Origin of the sequence: Microcystis wesenbergii FACHB-1317 (assembly GCF_014696875.1) — a bacterium.
Taxonomy (GTDB): domain Bacteria; phylum Cyanobacteriota; class Cyanobacteriia; order Cyanobacteriales; family Microcystaceae; genus Microcystis; species Microcystis wesenbergii_A.
The window spans coordinates 1-21045 of the sequence record NZ_JACJQV010000109.1; the positions used below are offsets into that span (position 1 = coordinate 1).

Consider the following 21045-nt stretch of genomic DNA (forward strand, 5'->3'; position numbering starts at 1 on the left):
CTCCGATAATGTTTCTTAAAATGCTTAGGATTAGATACTTTATCGCCATTGCTGGTAATCACAATGCTACTAATTCCTAAGTCAATTCCGATGGCTTTATCTGTTACTGGTAAAGGCTTAATCGTTGGGTCATCAAATCTAATTGAAATATGCCAGCGTCCAGAAGGATGTAATCTGACTGTTACTGTGCTTGGTTCACAGCTTTCTGGTATTTGTCTTGACCATCGAATAGGTAAAGGTTCTGTGCATTTAGCTAAATAGATTTGTTTGTCTTTGAACTTAAAAGCAGATTTGGTAAATTCGGCACTTCCTCCTTGATGTTTTTTCTTAAAGTTAGGATACTTAGTCCGACCAGCAAAGAAATTAGTAAAAGCTGTTTGTAGGTGTCTTAACCCTTGTTGTCAAGGTACACAGCTTACTTCGTTTAAAAAGTCTAATTCTTCTTGTTTTTTCCACTCAGTCAACATTGAAGAAGTTTGAGCGTAGCCTACTCTTTCTTGCTTTTCGTACCAAGCTTGTGTTCGTTCGTGGAGAGCTTTGTTGTCAACTAATCTTACACAGCCCAAAGTGCGCCGCAATAGCGACTCTTGTTCTGGTGTTGGGTAAAATCGAAACGAATAGGCTTTCTCCATATCTCACATTCTAGCATATATCGTGTAAATGCGCTAAGATTTAACAGCAAAGCCGCCGTAAAACGGCGGGGTTTCAGACCCAAATTTTCGATGATAATCCTTCTTTAGCAGTAACGGGATTTTTTCTTGCCCAAGAACAACTGTATCCACCCTCTTGCTGGATATCGTCTCCTTGAGCTTGTACCCTCCCACGATAAGGTTCTGACGAACTCGACATATTAAATGTTCAAATTTATTCATTTAAGACAATTATATAGGGTTTGCTGAAAAAGCTTTTCCTGGGGGCAGGGTGTGGGGTGTGGGGTGTGGTGTGGGGTTTTATCGATTTTCAGGTGGTCAACTACCTAATTTTCAGGGAAAAAGTCCCAGAATTTTACCCCCGATCCCCGCAATGGCTGGCACTTTTTGAGGGGAAAAAAGTCTAAAAGTCTTATCCAACAAGGTTTTTAGATTTATTCAGCAAGCCCTATATAGTAATTATCAGTAAAAATGTCAAACAAAGCCCAAATACTTGATTAGAATCAATTATCAAAAGTTTAGCTATAAAATTATGTAGAATGCTTTCGACGATGTACTGGGAAATTACCTGACAAAAAAAAGTTGATAGAACCAAAACGGTCTATCAACTCTTAAAGTTATCCATTCAAGAACTAAAAATTAACGTTCTTGAAAGACGATTTTTTTGTCCAGGGAAGGACGGTTATTCGACTTAGAGGGGTACTTACTACCACCACTGCGGGGAGTTTTATTAATCACCGGTTTACTGCTCGTCGCTGCGGGAACTTCCCAATCGGTTTTCATCCACTGGGGACAATTTTGATCGTAGATCATTTGCAGGGCAGCCGCCGCGATCGCTTGGGGATCGTATTCTTCACTTAAATCCCGCACTAAAGGCAAGAAAGAAGCCATCCGTTCCCCCGATAAAGCCTCTTTTAGCTGATTTTGCAGCTTGGCCAGGCGTTTTGCTTCTACTTCGGTGCGACTAGGAATGGGACTAGATTCCAGACGTTGACGCAAACGCTGTTCAATCTGACGTAATAAACGCCGATCGATCGGTTCTACTAAGGATATAGCAGTTCCCGTTTTACCGGCGCGGCCGGTGCGGCCAATGCGGTGAATATAGGTTTCGGCATTATCCGGCAGATCATAGTTAATAACGTGGCTGAGATTTTCCACATCTAGACCGCGGGCTGCGATATCCGTGGCTACCACTAATTTAATTTTGCCCTCGCGGAAACGTTGCACCAGTCGTTCCCGTTGGACTTGGCTTAAGTTACCGTGGTATTCATCCACCGTTTGCCCCGCTTCTTGCAGTTTGCAGGTTAATTCGGCCGCGGTTTGCTTGGTGCGGACGAAAATAATCGCCGATTCTAGGGGTTCGATCTCTAACAGGGGTTGCAGGACTTTTAATTTCGTCCAACCGCGAGGGATCAGATAAATTTTCTGCTCGATCTTAGCAGGAGCGGCCTGGGGTTGAGAAACCGTCACAGAAATGGGAGATTTCAAGAAATTAGCGATTAAATCGCGGATTTCCCGGGGCATAGTTGCCGAGAAACAGGCGGTTTGACGGGTGGAGGGGGATGCTTGCAGAATTTTCTTAACATCATCGATAAAACCCATACTGAGCATTTCGTCCGCTTCATCCAGGACTACCCAGTTTAGGGATTCTAGATGGAGTTTTTTGCGATCGAGCAGATCGATTACCCGGCCGGGAGTCCCGACCACAATCTGGACACCTTTTTCCAGACTGCGGATCTGACGTTCCATGGATTGACCACCACAGACTGTCAGGATAAAGAGACGACGATCATCAGAGAAATCTTTGATGGCGCTGGCTACCTGTTGGGCTAATTCCCGGGTGGGGGTGAGGATTAAAGCTTGAACGTTAGGATTTTTGGTGTCCATGCGTTCCAGTAAAGGCAGGGAATAGGCGGCAGTTTTGCCGGTTCCCGTTTGTGACATTCCTACCATGTCATGCCCTTCTAGAAGGAGAGGGATGGCTTTGGTTTGAATTTCCGTGGGGGTGGTGAATCCAAGCGTTTCTAGGTGTTGAAGACGGCTATCGGATAAACCTAAATTGTTGAAACCAGTGGTCATAGGGATTGTTTTGTGGGAATTAAATAAGAAAAATGGAAAAATTAGACTATTTCGCCGTAGAGATCGTAGGTATCGGCCGCAGTGATTCGGACCTGTACGATCGCACCTAGAATCGCCTCCCCTGTCACATAAACCAAGCCATCCACTTCCGGGGAAAAACGAGCGGAACGCCCGATTAATTCTCCCGTTTCCGGGTTTTCCTGTTCGATGAGAACATCGACAGTTTGACCGATATAAGCTTGATTTTTGCGTTCCGAGATCGGTTGCTGAGTTAACATCAACCTTTCGCGGCGTTCGTCCATAATTGCCTGTGGCACTGGATCGGGCAGGTCAAAAGCGGCTGTACCTTCTTCGGCGGAGAAGGTAAACACCCCGACGTGATCGAACTCATGACGCTTGACAAATTCCAGCAGATGGCTGAAATGTTCCTCGGTTTCTCCGGGGAAACCGACGATAAAAGTCGTTCGTAAAACCGCGTTCGGGATAGCTTGCTTGATCCGCTCGATAATGCCATCGTTGACTCGTCCTTGCCAGGGACGGTTCATCGCCCGCAGGATGTCGGGATGGGAATGTTGTAGCGGCAAGTCTAGATAGGGTAAAACATTCGGGCTCTCTCGGATCGCTTCGACAACCTTTGGCGTTAACCCGGTCGGGTAAGCGTAGTGAACGCGAATCCAAGGTATATCGACTTCTGCCAGCGCTCGCAAGAGTTCCGCTAATTTGGGTTCGCCATATAAGTCTAACCCATAATTGGTGGTTATTTGCGAAATGAGAATTAATTCTTGCACCCCTTGGCTGGCCAATTGTCGCGCTTCGGCCACAATCGACTCGATCGATCTCGATCGCTGATCGCCGCGCAGGTGGGGAATAATACAGAAGGCACAGCGATAGTCGCAGCCTTCGGCCACCCGCAGATAGGCGACTCCTTCGGTAGTGGTGCGATAACGGGGCAGATTTTCATCGGCGATAAAAGTGGGAGCGGCGCTGACTTCTTTGACTCTTTCTCCCGTCTCTACCCGTTCCACGATCTCGACAATTTTCTGATAATCCCCTGTGCCAACAATGGCCACGGCTTCCGGCAATTCCGTCAGGAGTTCATCTTGGAAATGTTGGGCCATACAGCCGGAGATAATAATTTTTTTATTAGCTTCCGCCAGTTCCACGAGGGTGCGAACGGATTCTTCTCTAGCTGCTTGAATGAAACTACAGGTATTAACGATAACGTAATCGGCCAACTCCTCGTCATTATCTACGGGATAGCCGGCCTTGGCCAGCAGTCCTAACATATGCTCGGAGTCGATCCGGTTTTTCTCACAGCCTAGGTGTGAGATGGCGATGGTTGGCTTATTGCCCATGCGATCGAGTATCAACCAAATCCTAAACTTCTCTAATGTTAAGACATTTTAACGGATTCCGGACTTGATAAAATCATTAGCAGTTAAAATAATTTCCTCCCCGTGGAACCGTGGCTAGGCTTTCACCCTGTTAAAATGGGTGAGCGGCGCATGGTTTGGGACGCTAAGAGTAGTAGACGCTGTGAACTTAATTGCAACTTTCAAGACAAAAAACCCGATTATTGGCGTGGTTCATCTCGCCCCCCTGCCCACTTCCCCCCGTTGGGGTGGCAGTCTCAAGACGGTGATCGAGCGGGCTGAACAGGAGGCGACGGCTTTGGCTGCCGGTGGTGTTGATGGTTTGATTATCGAGAATTTTTTTGATGCCCCCTTTACTAAGCAACAGGTGGATCCCGCCGTGGTTAGTGCCATGACTTTAATTGTCGATCGCATTAAAAATCTGGTGGTCTTACCGATTGGTCTTAATGTTCTCCGCAATGATGCCCATAGTGCCTTAGCGATCGCTACCTGTGTTAATGCCCAATTTATTCGGGTTAATGTGCTAACGGGGGTTATGGCCACCGATCAGGGCATTATTGAGGGTCAGGCCCACGAACTCTTGCGTTATCGGCGCGAATTGGGGTCTGAGGTCAAAATTTTAGCGGATGTTTTGGTTAAACACGCCCGCCCCCTGGGAACTCCTAATCTGACTACGGCAGTGCAAGATACGATCGAACGGGGACTAGCAGACGGGGTAATCCTCTCCGGTTGGTCCACCGGTAGCCCCCCTAGTTTTGAGGATTTGGAACTGGCAGTGGCGGCGGCCAAGGGAACACCGGTTTTTATCGGCAGCGGGGCTGATTTGGACAATATTGGGCGGTTGCTGCTGGCTGCCGATGGGGTGATCGTGGCTAGTTCCCTCAAGCGTCATGGCAAAATTACTGAACCAGTGGATCCGATCCGGGTGTCGCAATTTGTGGAAACGGCCCGGCAGATCAACGATCAAAAGGCAAAAATTAATAATTCTCTGCCTTCTTTGCCTCTGTCCACATAACCTCTTGCTAGAATGGCGGATAGTTATCGGCCGTGGTGCGATCCTAAGTTTTTAGGAATTGAAAACGTCCTAATTAACACAATACCGTTACGGGATTTTTCCCTTCAACAAAGTACATTTAGATTTCCCTCCTGACTCCTGACTCCTGACTCCTGAATTCTGCTGTAATTTAATCTAAATAATATTATGCGTCGTCGTTCTGTACCTTGGATTCATCGCTACTCCCGGCCCCTAATTGGGGGCGTTTCGATCGTGGGGGCGATTCTGACTGGCTATTTAACCATTACCAAACTGACGGGAGGGGCTGCTGCCTGTACCGCCGGGGCTAGTGATGGGGCTGGTTGTAGTGGTGTTCTTAATAGTCCCTACGCTACGGTTTTCGGGCTGCCCTTGAGTTTGTTCGGTTTTTTGGCCTATATTGCCATGGCGGTTTTTGCCCTCAGTCCTCTATTTATCAATGGGGAAACTCAGAAAAATCTCCGCAAAAGTTTAGAAAATAATACCTGGTTATTGCTGTTAGCGGGGGCGACGGCGATGGCGGTATTTAGTGGTTATTTAATGTATATTCTAGCCACGGAATTAAAGGAATTGTGTCCCTACTGCATCACTTCGGCTTTGTTCGCTTTAACCCTATTAATTCTCACAATTATCGGTCGCGAATGGGAAGGTTTAGGACAAATTATACTGCCGATGGTTGTAGTGGCAATGATTACTTTTGTGGGAACTTTAGCGGTTTACGCAGGAGTAAATTCCCCCACGGTGGCAGGAGGAAAAGAAGAAATTACCCGGCCAATGACAGCGGCTAAACCTCCCTACGGTTGGGAAGTAACCACGGTTTCGGGAAAAGCAGAAATCGCCCTGGCTCAACATTTAAAAGCAATTGGTGCGAAAGAATACGGGGCTTTTCGGTGTCCCCACTGTTACGATCAAAAACAGTTATTTGGTAAGGAAGCGGGAGAAATCCTCAAAAAAGAAGGGGTTTATATCGAATGCGATCCCCAAGGGGTTAATGGTAATCCCCAAGCTTGTCGCGATGCCGGAATTAAAGGTTTCCCCACTTGGATTATTAAGGGTCAAGAATATTCGGGAACCCAAAGATTAGAGAAATTAGCGGAGGTTTCTGGTTATACTGGCCCGATGAATTTTAAATATACAGTTCCGGGGCGCAAGTAGGAAAGGGTTAAAATTTATACTGGAGGCTGAACCTTGTTCAGCCCCAGCGCTGTAAAAACTCTGCTTGACTATCTTGAAGCTGGCGACTTGTTAGAAGTATTTTTAGACCATTTTCCTAGTGTTAGCCATTCAAAAGCAATCGCAGTTCTTGAACTAGCAAAAGAAATGCTGACAGCATATGCGAATCCTGCTTGATGAGTGCGTCCCGCGACCCTTGAAGCGTGAACTTTCAGAATATGATATAAGTACAGTTGTTGAAATGGGATGGTCATCTCAAATCTATTGAGGTCAATAAGTCAGAGACAGACCCGTTGGTTGGTATGGGTTTACTTGAGGGCTATGAGTTGAATATTCGGGGTTTTGCTTGGGGATTAGTGACAATTAAACCTTTGTCATAGTTTCTAGTCAGCTTGTCTGTAAAGTTTTATGGTTCTTCCGAACTTACGCTGTAGAAAATTCCCCAAGCTCCCTCTCTGTCCAGCAATGCTCTAAAGTTGATAAATATCAATCTAACAAAAACTCAAAGCCTTGCTGTACAAGCTTTGCAAGCATGAGTTGTTAATAGTTTTGCATGACAAATTCGGTAGAGCCAGTTTTATGTACAGATTCAATATTTTTGCCTCCCGATAGAATATAAATGAGATACTGGCAAATTCCAAAGGAGAGAGTATGCTCAAAAAATCATTATCTATGACTATCGCCATAGCTACTTTGTTGGGAGTATTATGGCAAAATCAGGGTGCAATCCAAGCCTCTGGAAGAGAAATTGCCTGTAGCGAGAAAATACTGAATACGGTGGCCGGTCGGAAACGTCAGACACAAGTAGCTACTCTGACAACAAAATGGAACAATGGTCGCACCTATAGAGAGAAAGTTTTTTTTACTGCGGGTACGAATGGAGTTTATTTAAATTGGGAAAACTCAGAAGATAAGTTTCTCATCAACATCAATGGTTCAGCTTTTTCACTTAGAAGAGGCAATAACTGGCAGGTTTACCAGGGTACTTGTAAAAAGTGGAGTGGTTTTACGGAAGACAATTTATCTTGGAGTAACAATGGAATCGAGGGATCTGCTTATTCCTACCCTGATCAGGTTGCTGGAACTTTCTATTTAGGCTTCTGAAATCAGAATTTGGCAAACTAACTAGCAGGATGGCATCAATGTCTATCTCAAATTGTGCGATTTTTCTCCTTATTTCAACTAGCTTTCTGCTACTAATAGAACCAGTAAAAGCACAAGAGTAAGATTAATGCCGAGATCACCCCCCTCGCAATGACATCGTTTATTTTTGTCCAGGTACTTATTTTCTATCAAGATGTCGAGAGAACAAAAAATGTTTGGTAAATTGTTAAAATAGTATCAAAGCTAATCAAGGAGTGATTTCTCATGATTGCCATTAAAGAAAACTTTCCCCAACTTACCCCAGAAGAATACTTTGCTTGGGAAGAAAAGCAACTAGAAAAACACGAACTGATCGATGGTCAAGTGTACGCTATGAGCGGCGGCAGCAAAAACCATAGTCTCATCTCCGTTAGATTTATTACCCTGTTTTCCAACCACCTTGAAAGCACTGGCTGTGAAGTAGGTAACTCAGACCTGAGAGTCAACATTGTCGAAACAACTAACTACACTTATCCTGATGTTAGCGTAACCTGCGACGATCACGATAAAACTACAACCCAATACATTACTTATCCTTGTCTCATTGTTGAAGTTCTTTCACCTAGTACCGAGTCCTATGATAGAGGTGGCAAATTTAGAATGTACCGCAAAAATCTAGTTTTACAAGATTATTTATTAGTGAGTTCCACCAGCATCGAAATGGATTTATATCACAAAAATGATGCTGGTGAATGGCTCATTATTAACTACCAAGAAGGCGATACCGTAGAACTCAAAAGCATTAATCTAAGTTTTCCAATTGAACAAGTCTATCGCAACCTCGACCTTACCCCAGAAACAACACCTTGAAATTGAAAAATCTTGTTAATAAGTTGGAAGCAATCTATCTATCTATACTAGGGAGTAAAGTATGCTCAAAAAATCATTATCTATGACTATCACCATAGCTACTTTGTTGGGAGTATTATGGTCAACCCAAGGTACAACGCAAGGTCGGAGGTCAGAGATTGCCTGTAGTCAGGTAATTACAAACCGCCCACACCGTGACGGTATTCTGACAACAAAATGGAACAATGGTCGCACCTATACAGAGAACGTTTTTTTAACTGTGGATACGAATGGAGTTTATTTAAACTGGGAAAACTCACAGGATAGGTTTCTCATCAAAACCAATGGTTCGGCTTTTGAACTTGTAAGAGGTCAAAACTGGCAAACTTACAGGGGTACTTGTCGTGCAACTGACATACCAGGAGTCAATATCGAGGGCTCTGCTTATTCCTACCCTGATCAAGTTGCTGGAACTTTCCTTTTAAGGTTGTCGTATAGTAAGCCTAGACCGTGATGAAAACAACGTTAAGCCGTTCAGTAATGAAATCAGAATTTGGCGAACTAACTAGCAGGATGGCATCAATGTCTATCTCAAATTGTGTGACTTTTCTCCTTATTTCAACTAGCTTTCTGCTACTAATAGAACCAGTAAAAGCACAAGATTGCGGTAGCAAAAATGGCATTAGCATCCCTTGCTGGGATAATTTTAAGGACTCTGATGAAGGCAGTGAATCACTCCCTTTTTACCCCTATGCCAAAAGACCTAATGGTTGCAGTATTCCGGGTGAAAGACCGGGAGAATATGATAACTTTGGTAGCCTTGGCTACGACTTCAGTTTTAGAGAACCTTGCAATAACCACGATCGCTGTTACTATACTTTAGGCACAGATGCCAATGATTGTAACACCAGATATAGAGCAGAACTTTTTCAGGTTTGTCATAATGGGGCATCACAAGCCCTAAAACCCCAAGATTTTCTCACGGGTGGCGCATCAAGGGCTGCTGCTATCAACAACTGTCTGACTCGTGCTGATTTTATGTCACAAGCAGTTTTTGCCGCACAACAGAGGTATCATACAGAGGCACAAAATACGCAAGCGGATTATCTTCGCGCTGTGAATAATTATATTGCTAATCGAAGCCCATCTCGTCCTAGTCCTAGTCCTTCTCCTGAAGAAGAAACAGTTTCTTCACAATTCCTAATTACGAATAATTGGCATGGGGGTTGTTTAGCTAGTATCGGCAACAGTCGGCAAATTGATAATCCTGTCGTCATGACTTTAGGTGGTGCTTGTGGACAATCTAATGCCCAATGGGAAATTAGGGGCCGTCATATTATCAATGTTTGGCATGGGGGTTGTTTAGCTAGTATCGGCAACAGTCGGCAAATTGATAATCCTGTCGTCATGACTCTAGGTGGTGCTTGTGGGCAATCTAATGCTGAATGGCAGATCAATCGAGGGCGATAGCGATTGCCCCCAATAATCGGGCTAAAGCTCAAAATAATCCTAAAATTTAATGTTTCCTAACCTTTTAACCTTAGTAATTAATTTCCCAGGAGAATACAACGATGTTTGTGCAGAATTTTCTTACAACCTTTAGCGTTACCAGCCTAGTCTCAATATCAGTTTTAAGCAATACTTTTCCTGTCTTGAGTCAAAATTTATCTCTAGAGGAAAAAACAGGAGTAATCTACGCTGAAGTAACTGATGATCAACAAAAGCTAGAAGAATACAATCGAGCTATACAATTAAATCCTCAAGATGCCCAAGCCTATAAAAATAGAGGAGATATTTATACAAAGTTAAAAGAGTATCAAAAAGCCCTAGCTGATTATACTCAGGCGATTAAAAATTAATGCTCTACCGAACCTGTCATGCAAAACTATTAACAACTTATGCTTGTAAAGCTTGTATATTAAGGCTTTGAGTTTTTGTTAGATTGATATTTATCAACTTTAGAGCATTGCTGGACAGAGAAGGAGCTTGGGGAATTTTCTACAGTGTAAGTTCGGAAGAACCTTGTCTATTATCTCGATGTCGTTATAGCTGGTGTCTAATTACTATTTGTTGATATTACCACCGGCGGCAATTAAATTAATAGTTTTAAGCAAAAAGTAAACAATCCCAACCCAGCAACTAACTATAATGAGCTATTTATACTCTTATCGCCATAACTTGACCCAATTATTAGAAGAAATTAATTTACAGAAACCTTCGATCAAAATTCCTACCTTTGTTACTCATGACTTGGTAGATACTTATCAAATTTGTCGTCTAATTGATGATTTCATTTTTGAATATTTTCAAGAAAATAGAAAAACAGACACAGACATTGCAGACAATAGGGATCAAAAAATCGATGATGCTTTGGATGAGTTCCAGTCTAAAGTAGTTGAAAAAATCCTGAAAGAAAAACAGGATTTTAAAAATATATCTCTCAAAAAGAAGAAAGGATTTAAAAATATTTTTGAGTTTGCTCAATGTGAAAACTTGTACTTATCGAATAAATATGTCAATCTTATCTCGGAAAGTCTAGGTCATACTTTAGAAGAAATTGCTTCTATTAGTTCACAGGTTTTTGTACCAGAAAAAATTCTAAATTTTAAAATCAAAGGTGTGGATTTAGTAGTTTTTAATCAAGGAATAATCAAATACACTCAATTAAAAACTAAAAAAGATACTCTTACTGGTAGCCAGAGTGATCGGAGTATCAATGAATTAAAAATACATCCTAACTCAGTTTTTGCCGCTGCTTTAGATATGGGCAATTCTTGGACAATTAGCAAAACCAAAGCTAAAGAGAATAATATTGAGCTATTAGCAGGGCAAGCTTTTTGGTCAATGTTGGACTTAGATTATGAAACTATCCTGAATAAGTTAAAGATGACAGTCAGGAAAATCGAAAAAGAACTTTATCAAGTTTAGCTACTTTGATGTATAATAGAGAGGTAGATAAGTTGCTAATTATTGGTTATGACTCAGGTAAATCTACAAAAAGCCGCTAATATTCTCGGTGTAACTACTGCAGAAATACTAACATGGCAAAAGAAAAAATTAATCAAAGGTCAGAAAATTAATCAAGTTGATTGGTTATTTGATCTCGAGCAATTAACCAATCTTAAAAATAACCAATCCCCTGGAGAATTGAGAATTTTACAAACTGTTGAGCCAACTAATTACACAGTTATCGAATTATTTGCTGGCTGTGGTGGTATGGCTTTAGGTTTAGAAAATGCGGGACTAAAAACGCAATTACTGGTGGAAATTAACCAAGATTGTGTTAATACTTTAAGACTCAATCGACCGCAATGGAATGTTATAAATCAAGATATAAAAAAGATTAAATTTTCTGATTTTAGAGACAAAATAGATATTGTAGCTGGAGGTTTTCCCTGCCAACCTTTTAGTTATGCTGGGTTAGGAAAAGGATTAGAAGATTTGAGAGGAAGCCTATTTTTTGAATTTGCTCGTTGTTTACAGGAAGTGCAACCTAAAATCGCTATAGCCGAAAATGTTCGAGGATTATTAAGCAATAAAAAAGGAGAAACCCTGCAATTAATGCTGCAAGCTTTACAGGAAATCGGTTATTATGCTGCTTATCAAGTTTTATCAGCCCAATTTCTCGATGTTCCCCAAAAAAGAGAAAGATTAATTATTATCGCCACCCGTCAAGACCTAAATATTAAACCCATTTTTCCCCAATATAGAAACTATACTATTTCTCTGAAAAAAGCCCTAGAGAATTGTCCAAGTTCTCCAGGAGTAGAATATAAAGAAAGAAAAAAAGAGATTATGTCCTTAGTTCCCCCAGGAGGAAATTGGCGGAATTTGCCGATGGATATTCAAAAAGAATATATGAAAAATAGTCTTAAAAATCACGGCGGACGGACAGGATATGCTAAAAGATTATCTTGGGATGAACCAGCTTTAACTATTACCTGTAGTCCGGCACAAACCCAAACAGAAAGATGCCATCCCCAAGAAACTCGTCCTTTGACTGTGAGAGAATATGCACGAGTGCAGTCCTTTCCCGATGATTGGCAATTTACCGGTAATTTAACCTCTCAATATCGACAGATTGGTAACGCGGTTCCCGTTAATATGGCCTATCATCTTGGTGGCTGTTTAATTAATATGTTACAAGGGGATTATCTGGGGGAAAGACAGCCAAAAACTGAACAGTTAAGCATTCCGGGGTTAGAAGTTAATTAATTTTGACTAAAAGTAAATAGGGCTTGCTGAATAAATGTGAAATGTAGGCAAGGTAAGGGTTTTAGGGATCGTCGCCCGTACTTTTTCAGCCAACCCTAATTATTCATAATTACTGACAGGCAAAAACTATTGATTTAGGATAACAAATACAATTATGGTTCTTCGGTTTGTGTTATGCAATGGACTGGGATTATAAAGGATGGAACTCTTATGTAGAAAGGCATTTGGCGATTTTTGTCAATTGTTTTTTATCTATAGCGAACTCATCAATTAAGTCTCTTGCCAGAGAAGGATTTAGTCGATTTATGCCCCCCTATCGAATCATACCAAGTAACGAAGAACCACAATTATAATACTTTTGAATCACCGATAACTGTTTCAGTTTTATTGTTAGATGGTATAGGGAATCTCAATAAATGGATGTTGATTGAGATCAAAATCTTGGGTATTACGAGTGACTAATTTGAGATTATAGTAAAGGGCGATTGCTGCTTGAATGGCATCGGGCAATTTCCATTGAATAACCTTTTTATTAGGCTGTTTAGTTGCCTTTTTTTTGATTTGTTCACGACGGATTTGAATGACTAAATCAGTGATGTTGACATCTAAATCTATCAGGGGAAAATGGCTTAACAACTCTCCTGCTTTTTCAAAGGAATTATCATCATCAAAACCAATGAGAACTTCGGCTTTAGTAATGACAGAAATATAACTTTCATCTCGGTGAGCTTTTAGATAAACTGTAGCTTGGGTAATACCATTAAAATGGTCGATTAAAATACAGGAGTCTATTAATCGTTTCATATCCACTCCTCCCGAATTTTTTGCTGATATTCTAAGCCATCTCCTTTAGTCCAGATTCCCTTGGTTTTATCTAATAAAGCTTCAAAATCGGCTTCTGTGCTTTCATCCTCAACTACTTGAATGTTAATGGCTAACTTTGTTCCTGCTTTAAAGGGTAAGTTAGAGAGGATAATCTTCTGAGAATGATCGATGATTAAATAGGTTTGATAACTATTCATAATTATTGACAAGCAGAAACTATTGATTTAGTATAACAAATACAATTATAATACTTTTGAATCACCGATAAACGTTGCAGTTTTATTGTTCTTAATAAAACTTAATATACTTCAATTTTCTCAAAAAAATCGACTGGCCTTTACAGGACTCGGATTAATGGGACTTCGCAAGAAACGTTAATCCAATAGTTAGGGTTTGCCGAAAGAAGCTAGATACAATTGAGTAACGCACAGAAAACGGGTTTCTCGGAGAAACCCGTTTTCTATTCATGCAAAAGGCAAAACGGAGAATAAATATCAGTCTTTAATAACCAGATTTAGTATAACCACTTCTTGCATGAGTTCCTATCCTCAGCCTGAAATTGATTTTGTCCGATTTTACTGTCCGGGGTCTGTAGGGTTGATTCATGAATCAACCCTACCCCACCAGAAATTGATTTTGTCCGATTTTACTGTGCGGGGGGAATAACCTCTAATGGAATACTTTCAGTTTCTCCCTCTTTAGATGGATTGACATCGGGACTTTTTTCTGCATCTGGAGTTTTTTCCACCGCTTTGGTTTCCGGAGTGGGGGGATTTTCGGGGGGTACTTCTGGACTGGGGTTCTTTTCCGGGATGGGGGTGAATTCCACTGGAGTTTCGCTTTTGGGAGACGGGGAAACTTCGGGGGAAGCTTCGCTATTACGGGTAGTTTCTGCGGGAGTTTTTTCTATCTGGGGAGATTCTGGGGTAGTTGCGGGGGTAGTTGCGGGGGTAGTTGCGGGGGGAGATTCTGGGGTAGTTGCGGGGGTGTCTTCGCTGGTTTTTTCTTCTTCCCGGGGACAGGCTGCCGATTCTAAACCAAGATGACATCGGACTTCCTCCCGTCCCAAAGATACGGCAATTCCCGACACCGACATTAATAAGGCTAGGATGGGTAAGATATTCTTCATAAAATTAGACTTGATTCTACTCCTCGACATCACATTGTCTATTTTAGATGGGATCGAATTGATATTGAGAACCCTTTGGCCCCTCATTGCCGCGATTAGCACGCACCAGGGGAACTTGATTAAAAATCTTAAAATCCGTGGTACTTCCCTGCAAGGTGATGCCTCGATTTAAAGTTTCGACTACAGTAGCACGGTCAGAACTTTTAGCGATCGCTTCTCCTAATACTTTCATGCTATCGTAGGCGGTAGCAGTACGCCAACTGACGCGACCGCGCCAACTTTTCAGCGCATCTTTGGCAAAAGGATCCGTTGCTTGGAAACTCCAAGGTACTGCTAGAACTAATCCGTCGATGCTATCCGCTCCTTGAATAAGGATATCGGGTGTATAAAGTTCATTTCCGCCTAATAAGAGCATTCCTGACGATTCTTGGGCAATAGCCACGGCTTGATCAATGCGATCGCCGTCTTTACTCAGGGCCAAAAATACCACCCTAGCGCCAGCTTGTTTTGCCTGATCTATGGCAGTTTTAGCATTAAAATTGGCTTTAGTTGTGTCTATTTCCTTAACTATCCGGCCTCCCGGTTCTTTAATCGCTTTAGCAAAGGAATCCTTTAATTTTTGACTATAGGGACTATCGGAATTATAAAAAAGAACCACTGACGGAGAATTCTCTTGCTGACTAGCATAATTAGCCAAAGTTTTGGCCACTGCTTCCAGATAACTGCCTAAAACTTCCTGAGACTTATCCTTAAGGGGAATGGTTTTCAGGGTTGCATTTCCCGTTTGACTAACACTGGTAGTCAGGGGAGAAAGAATCGCTAATCCTTCTTTTTCGTAACTTTCAATCGCTTTTTGACTAAAAGGGTCGATTCCGTGGCCCATAACTGCCAAAACTTGACCGGATTGAATCAGATCATCAGCGATCGCTTTTGATTGTAACCCACCGCCATCATTAGCGATGACTATTTCCAAAGGATTACCCGGATTAGAATTATTAAACTCCTCTTGATACCTTGCCACACCTCGGAGAATTTCCTTGGCGCTGTTGGGGTCGTTAGCGATGGGGACAACGACGGCTATAGTATTTTGATTACCTTTTTGTCTAGCTTTGGCGTTATTGTAATAGATTTTGCCCTCCGGATCGTTTGCTTGGGGAGTGGCTGCTAGTTGATAAGATGCGATCGCATTTGCCCAATCTTCTTTTTTAAAGGCCGCTGCGCCTTTTTCTTTGTTAGGAGTGGAATTAAGCAGTATTTTCTCACCTTGGCTAAATAAATCGGGATTTTTAGCCGTATTACTCACAAAAGTTGCCTTGGTTTGCTTGTCTGGGGTTTCTTCCCCGACAACTTGGGGAGTATCGGGTTTGGGAATCACCATTTGCAATAGACTCCAACCCCCTAAACCTGCGGTTAAAGCGGTAATTATCAAAGCGAAGGGAAGTAACCAGTTAGATTTTTGACCGACTCTAGTTGTACCCCCCGGGGAGACGACAACTGTGGTTTTAACCGTCGTTGTGACGGGATCCATCGCTTCCCTAGGTAGGCCACAGATAGGACAATCAGGAGTAGTATTTTCGCAGGGTTCATGACCTCCCGCAATCGCTTGCGGATAGGTTTTACCATCTTTAGGGATACCGTCACATTGCCAAGTAGTCATAATCAGTTATCAGTTATCAGTTATCAGTTATCAGTGGGTAAGTTATCAGTTATCAGTTATCAGTTATCAGTTATCAGTGGGTAAGTTATCAGTTATCAGTTATCAGTTATCAGTTATCAGTGGGTAAGTTATCAGTGGGTAAGTTATCAGATTTGAGTTTTAAGTGAGCAGTATGTGTTAAGTGTGCAGTATTAAATAGAGTTTCTTGCCATCTTTTCACTGTTTACTGATCACTGTTTACTGATCACTGTTTGAGGACGTTGTCGTAAGCTTTGGAAATAGAGGCCACCGATAAGCATTAAAAAGAGGATATAAGCAACAATTTGACTGATATAGAGGTTTTGACGATAACCAAACAGGGATTTGAGGAGGAGTCCGGGGAAAGTGCGATCGCTCAAAATTTGGGAACCGTCCCAAACTTGAAAACCGAGAAGACAGGAGGAGGGGAGAGAAGGACAGAAATTGCGATAAAAAGGGTCAATTTCACTTAAAAGACTGATTCCTGCGTCGATATGTTTCAAAACACCGATGAGTAATCCCGCAACGATTAAGAGGAGGAAAGTCCCCATAATTTGGAAAAAGAGACGGATATTGATTTTTACTCCCCCTGCAAATAGGAGAATTCCCAACAAAGTTGCCACACTTAACCCTGCTATCGCACCGAACGTTTGTATCTGCCAATCTTTTTGGAATTGGGCCAGGATAAAGAGGACAGTTTCAAATCCCTCCCGCAAGACAGCGATAAAAACGAGCAGAAAAATCGCTTTTCCTGCCCCATTTTCCGCTTTTAAACCCGCTTTTACCGCACTTTCTACCTCAGATTTCAAAGATTTGGCCTGTTGAGTCATCCAAATTAACATCCAACTCAACATCAAAACGGCAATCAGTCCAAAAGTGGCGGCCAGTAATTCCTTGATCATTGGTACAAATGGACTAGGAGAGGCATCCACTTGCAAAAGGATTCCCCCTAGCAAAACACCGACCAAAACACTAGCGACTACTCCCGCACCAATACCACGATACACCCATGAGTTAAGTTGCGATCGACCCGATTTTTGTAAACAAGCGAGGACAATTCCCACCACTAAAGCGGCCTCGAAACCTTCCCGGAGAGTGATAATAAAAGTGGGTAAAGCGGAACTGAGATTCATAAGCTAGTCGATAAACTCTAGCTTTGATCCTAGCTTAAGCAAAATCCCGCAGCATCTTGCGAATTTCCAGATTATGTAATTCTTCTTGTCCGATCATACCGCGAGCGAATTCTTCCAGGTAAATACTGGCATCTTCGACGGTTTCTAGGAGTGCTTTGTACAAATCAAGGGATTTTTTCTCATGATTGAGGCTCTCACTCAAGATTGCTTTGATATTGTGTTCATAGCTTTCCTCGATGGGGGCAATTTTTAAGCTAGGATGACCTTCTAAACCGGTGAGAATTTCCCCAACTTGTTGCGCGTGGGTGAGGGATTCCGTGGCCTGGGTCTGGAAAAATTGGACGATGGGGATGCGATGAGGACCTGTCACCATCAGGGAATAGTGGGTATAACGGACAACTCCCGCTAGTTCAAATTCCATGATTTCGTTCAGTTGTTCGATGGTTTTGTCTCTGTCTAGTTCTCGCATAGGATTCTCAATAATTTTTCTCTAATTGCAATTGTAGCTAATCCAAACCGGTTAAATGAATCTAAAAACCTTGTTGGCTAATATTTTTAGGCTTTTTTGTTGTCAAAAAAGTGCCAGACATGGGAGTGATCAGGGGGAAAATTTAGGCACTTTTTCCCTGAAAATGCCTAAAACCCCCCACACCCCACGACAAACCCTTTCAGCAAACCCTAGGTGCTGAATCGAGGTGTATCGAGTCAAAAGGATTTTAGCCGGGGGAATAGCAACTCAAGAGGTCATTAAAGGTTTCATTTTGCCTTAAACCATCGAAAACAAAGTTATTACGCACTAATTCGCCACATATATCCGGTTCTATGTCTAGAGCTTCCCGTAAACAGTCGATCGCTTTTTCTTGTTGACCGAGGGCGGCATAACAGCAGGCGGCATTATACCACGCATAGCGATCATCTTGATCGATTTTTAACGATTCTTCATAACAGGCGATCGCTTCTGTTAAACGCTGTAATTCCTGTAGGATCACACCCTGTTGATACCAGGACCAGTAATCTTGCGGTCGGATATCGAGGGCGGTACGATAATTAAATAAAGCCTCTTGGGGATTGCCCCAATCCCGGAAAGCGTCGCCGCGACGATACCAGGCCCAATAATCCCGGGGTCGCGCCCCCAGGGCCAGATCATAGGAAGTAATAGCGCGTTCGTAGTTTTTGAGCAATCGATAGGCCTCCCCTTGCCGGTAGGCTGCCCAATAGTCCCCCGGACTATGACTTAGGGCCCGTTGAAAACAAGCGATCGCTTTTTGGTAGTCCTTTAATTCCTGTAGATAAACACAACCTTGATCATACCAAGCCCAATAGTTATCAGCCTTTACCTGTGCGGCGTTAGAGTAACTTTCAGCCGCTTCTTCATACATTCCCAAGTCTTCTAGTATCATACCCCTTTTGTACCATGCCCAATAATCATCTGGATAATATTCTAAGGCTTTTTCGTAGCTGATTAAGGCTCCAAAATAGTCCATTCTTTCTCTTAAAATATTGCCTTGGTCATACCAGTCCCGATAGGTATCCGGACGGCATTCGAGCGCTCGATAGACAGTGAGTAGATAGGTCATAGTGATTAATCGATAGTAAGTAGGTTCGTCAGCTGGAAAAGGCAAGAGGCAAAGGGCAAGAGGCAAAAGTATTTATATTAATTCGTCCCCTCCCCAATCCCTAACAGGCAACCCTTCACTGATTACTGTTTACCGACCACTGCAAAAAAGCTCTGGTGTTCCCTAATATAACCAAGAAACGGCGACCAATTGCGATCGCCATTCCCTGTTATACTTTTAGAACAGATTCAGATCCGTTAAAGCGCCGAGACTGCTAGAGGAGACTAACTTGGCGAATTTGCCGAGAATTCCCGTTTTATAGCGTGGGGGGCGCGGTTGCCAATGGTGACGACGACGGGTTAATTCTTCCTCCGATACATTTAACTGCAAGAGACGCTGACGAGCATCAATAGTAATTTGATCCCCTTCCTCTACTAGAGCAATTGTACCACCCACCGCTGCTTCTGGAGCGACGTGACCGACCACCATGCCATAGGTTCCCCCGGAAAAACGACCATCGGTAATTAATCCCACGGAATCCCCTAAACCGGCGCCGATAATCGCCGAAGTGGGGGCTAACATTTCCCGCATACCCGGTCCGCCTACTGGTCCTTCGTAACGGACAACCACCACATCCCCGGCTTGAATTTTTCCGGCTAAAATTGCCTCTAAACAGGTTTCTTCCGACTCAAACACCCGCGCAGGTCCAGTGATGACTGGAGTTTTCACGCCGCTAATTTTGGCCACCGCCCCCTCCGTGGCCAGATTTCCTTTTAAAATGGCTAAATGACCCTCTTTATAGACAGGATTGCTAAAAGGACGGATAACGTCTTGGCCTGACGGCGGTTGGTCGGGAATATCGGCTAAAATCTCGGCGATAGTCTGACCGCTAATGGTGAGAGCATCCCCGTGTAGTAAACCATTAACCAGGAGAATTTTCATCACTTGGGGAATACCGCCGGCTTTATGCAGATCCACGGTAACGTAACGCCCGGAGGGTTTAAGATCGCAGATAACCGGTACTCGCTGCCGGATAGTTTCAAAATCATCGATCGATAATTCTACCCCGATGGTGCGGGAAATGGCTAAAAGGTGCAGGACAGCGTTAGTGGAACCTCCCACCGCCATAATTACCGAAATAGCGTTTTCAAAGGCTTTACGGGTCAAAATTTGGCTAGGGAGAATCTGTTTTCTAACCGCCTCGACCAAAACCTTGGCCGATTCTTCGGTACTATCGGCTTTTTCCGCATCTTCGGCGGCCATGGTCGAGGAATAGGGTAAACTCATCCCCATGGCTTCAAAAATGGAAGACATGGTATTAGCAGTAAACATTCCACCACAGGAACCGGCCCCGGGACAAGCGTTGCGTTCAATTCCGATGAGGTCTTCTTCACTGATTTTACCAGCGCTGTACTGTCCCACGGCTTCAAAGGAACTGACCACGGTTAAATCGCAATCTTTGTAGCGCCCCGGTTTAATCGTGCCACCATAGACGAAAATAGCGGGAATATTCATCCGGGCCATGGCAATCATTGCCCCCGGCATATTTTTGTCACAACCCCCGATAGCGAGGACTCCATCGAGACTTTGACCATTACAGACGGTTTCAATGGAATCGGCGATTACTTCCCTAGAAACGAGAGAATATTTCATCCCTTCTGTTCCCATGGAAATCCCGTCACTAATGGTGATAGTCCCGAAAAGTTGCGGCATTCCCCCCGCTAATCTGGTGGCTGCTTCGGCACGCATTGCTAAATCATTAATTCCCATGTTGCAGGGGGTAATGGTGCTAAATCCGTTAGCGATGCCGATGATGGGTTTGCTAAAGTCCTCATCCCCAAAACCTACCGCTCTTAACATGGCCCGATTCGGACTGCGTTGGTTACCTTGGGTAACAATGCGACTTCTGTAGTTATCTGCCATAACTTTATCTTTCTCCAATGGCGGCTGACAGGTGCGATCGCGGCTCAAGTTCTCCAATCGCACCTTTATTTATATTTTCTGACTTTTGGCCGCTCTGAGCAGGTTTTAGGACAGCCCATCTCTAAAGAAAATATAAAACTGTGGGATGATTCAGGGGACAGCTATCGGGAATCAGCAGTCAGCAGTCAGACTGTTTCCAGAAAACGGGTTTCTCCGAGAAACCCGTTTTCTCTTCGAGAAACCCGTTTTCTGGAGTGTGGCTAGGTTAATTTATCAGTGTGAAATCAGCCGCTATCAGGGTAGGAACAGTCAACAAATTGGCAAATTCAGAGCCACTTCCTAAGCCAGC

General features: G+C 43.1%; 19 protein-coding genes and 1 pseudogene. 9 read left to right on the forward strand and 11 right to left on the reverse strand.

Annotated elements, in window-relative coordinates; genetic code table 11:
* The 3 genes and pseudogenes from H6F92_RS07875 to rimO form a co-directional block, all read right to left on the reverse strand.
* Positions 1 to 632: pseudogene (locus H6F92_RS07875) on the reverse strand (RNA-guided endonuclease InsQ/TnpB family protein); the annotation flags it as partial.
* Between the two features lie 657 nt (positions 633 to 1289).
* Positions 1290 to 2729 (reverse strand): DEAD/DEAH box helicase, encoded by a 1440-nt coding sequence (locus H6F92_RS07880; protein ID WP_190357436.1) that lies wholly within the window; start codon positions 2727 to 2729, stop codon positions 1290 to 1292.
* A gap of 41 nt (positions 2730 to 2770) precedes the next feature.
* Complete coding sequence (gene rimO, locus H6F92_RS07885) at positions 2771 to 4084, reverse strand: 30S ribosomal protein S12 methylthiotransferase RimO (RefSeq protein WP_190357437.1); 1314 nt, start codon at positions 4082 to 4084, stop codon at positions 2771 to 2773.
* A gap of 181 nt (positions 4085 to 4265) precedes the next feature.
* Between rimO and btpA the strand changes: the two genes are divergently transcribed.
* From btpA to H6F92_RS07930, 9 genes are all read left to right on the forward strand, one after another.
* Positions 4266 to 5117: a photosystem I biogenesis protein BtpA gene (btpA, locus tag H6F92_RS07890; protein ID WP_024970414.1), complete on the forward strand. Its 852-nt coding sequence runs from the start codon at positions 4266 to 4268 to the stop codon at positions 5115 to 5117.
* A gap of 186 nt (positions 5118 to 5303) precedes the next feature.
* Positions 5304 to 6290 (forward strand): vitamin K epoxide reductase family protein, encoded by a 987-nt coding sequence (locus H6F92_RS07895; protein WP_190357438.1) that lies wholly within the window; start codon positions 5304 to 5306, stop codon positions 6288 to 6290.
* Positions 6291 to 6323: 33 nt separating this feature from the next.
* Positions 6324 to 6485, forward strand: a complete 162-nt coding sequence (locus H6F92_RS07900) for a hypothetical protein (protein WP_190357449.1) — start codon at positions 6324 to 6326, stop codon at positions 6483 to 6485.
* Between the two features lie 495 nt (positions 6486 to 6980).
* Positions 6981 to 7412, forward strand: coding sequence for a hypothetical protein (locus H6F92_RS07905; RefSeq protein ID WP_190357439.1), 432 nt, complete (start codon positions 6981 to 6983; stop codon positions 7410 to 7412).
* 264 nt (positions 7413 to 7676) lie between these two features.
* Complete coding sequence (locus H6F92_RS07910; protein WP_190357440.1) at positions 7677 to 8261, forward strand: Uma2 family endonuclease; 585 nt, start codon at positions 7677 to 7679, stop codon at positions 8259 to 8261.
* 561 nt (positions 8262 to 8822) lie between these two features.
* Entirely contained in the window at positions 8823 to 9710 is an 888-nt protein-coding gene (locus H6F92_RS07915; protein WP_190357441.1) for a hypothetical protein, read from the forward strand.
* A 101-nt stretch (positions 9711 to 9811) separates the two neighbouring features.
* Positions 9812 to 10099, forward strand: a complete 288-nt coding sequence (locus H6F92_RS07920) for a tetratricopeptide repeat protein (protein WP_199308160.1) — start codon at positions 9812 to 9814, stop codon at positions 10097 to 10099.
* Positions 10100 to 10388: 289 nt separating this feature from the next.
* On the forward strand, positions 10389 to 11168 hold the full coding sequence (locus tag H6F92_RS07925) for a hypothetical protein (protein WP_190357442.1): 780 nt from the start codon (positions 10389 to 10391) through the stop codon (positions 11166 to 11168).
* Between the two features lie 48 nt (positions 11169 to 11216).
* Complete coding sequence (locus H6F92_RS07930) at positions 11217 to 12455, forward strand: DNA cytosine methyltransferase (RefSeq protein ID WP_190357443.1); 1239 nt, start codon at positions 11217 to 11219, stop codon at positions 12453 to 12455.
* A 390-nt stretch (positions 12456 to 12845) separates the two neighbouring features.
* Here the strand turns inward: H6F92_RS07930 and H6F92_RS07935 are convergent, their stop codons facing one another.
* The 8 genes from H6F92_RS07935 to ilvD all read right to left on the reverse strand — a co-directional run bounded on the left by H6F92_RS07935 (position 12846) and on the right by ilvD (position 20696).
* Positions 12846 to 13259 (reverse strand): PIN domain-containing protein, encoded by a 414-nt coding sequence (locus H6F92_RS07935; RefSeq protein ID WP_046662819.1) that lies wholly within the window; start codon positions 13257 to 13259, stop codon positions 12846 to 12848.
* Positions 13256 to 13477 (reverse strand): hypothetical protein, encoded by a 222-nt coding sequence (locus tag H6F92_RS07940; RefSeq protein ID WP_002786110.1) that lies wholly within the window; start codon positions 13475 to 13477, stop codon positions 13256 to 13258. The genes H6F92_RS07935 and H6F92_RS07940 overlap by 4 nt, the downstream gene beginning before the upstream one ends.
* A 449-nt stretch (positions 13478 to 13926) precedes the next feature.
* Positions 13927 to 14409: a hypothetical protein gene (locus H6F92_RS07945; protein WP_190357444.1), complete on the reverse strand. Its 483-nt coding sequence runs from the start codon at positions 14407 to 14409 to the stop codon at positions 13927 to 13929.
* A 43-nt stretch (positions 14410 to 14452) separates the two neighbouring features.
* Positions 14453 to 16066, reverse strand: a complete 1614-nt coding sequence (locus tag H6F92_RS07950; protein ID WP_190357445.1) for an ABC transporter substrate-binding protein — start codon at positions 16064 to 16066, stop codon at positions 14453 to 14455.
* Positions 16067 to 16296: 230 nt separating this feature from the next.
* A complete protein-coding gene (locus tag H6F92_RS07955; protein WP_190357446.1) occupies positions 16297 to 17217 on the reverse strand; it encodes an FTR1 family iron permease in 921 nt (306 codons plus the stop codon).
* A 34-nt stretch (positions 17218 to 17251) separates the two neighbouring features.
* Entirely contained in the window at positions 17252 to 17686 is a 435-nt protein-coding gene (locus H6F92_RS07960; RefSeq protein ID WP_002731529.1) for a ferritin-like domain-containing protein, read from the reverse strand.
* Between the two features lie 247 nt (positions 17687 to 17933).
* Positions 17934 to 18794, reverse strand: coding sequence for a tetratricopeptide repeat protein (locus H6F92_RS07965; protein WP_190357447.1), 861 nt, complete (start codon positions 18792 to 18794; stop codon positions 17934 to 17936).
* A gap of 216 nt (positions 18795 to 19010) precedes the next feature.
* Entirely contained in the window at positions 19011 to 20696 is a 1686-nt protein-coding gene (gene ilvD / locus H6F92_RS07970) for a dihydroxy-acid dehydratase (protein WP_190357448.1), read from the reverse strand.
* Positions 20697 to 21045 lie beyond the last annotated feature (349 nt).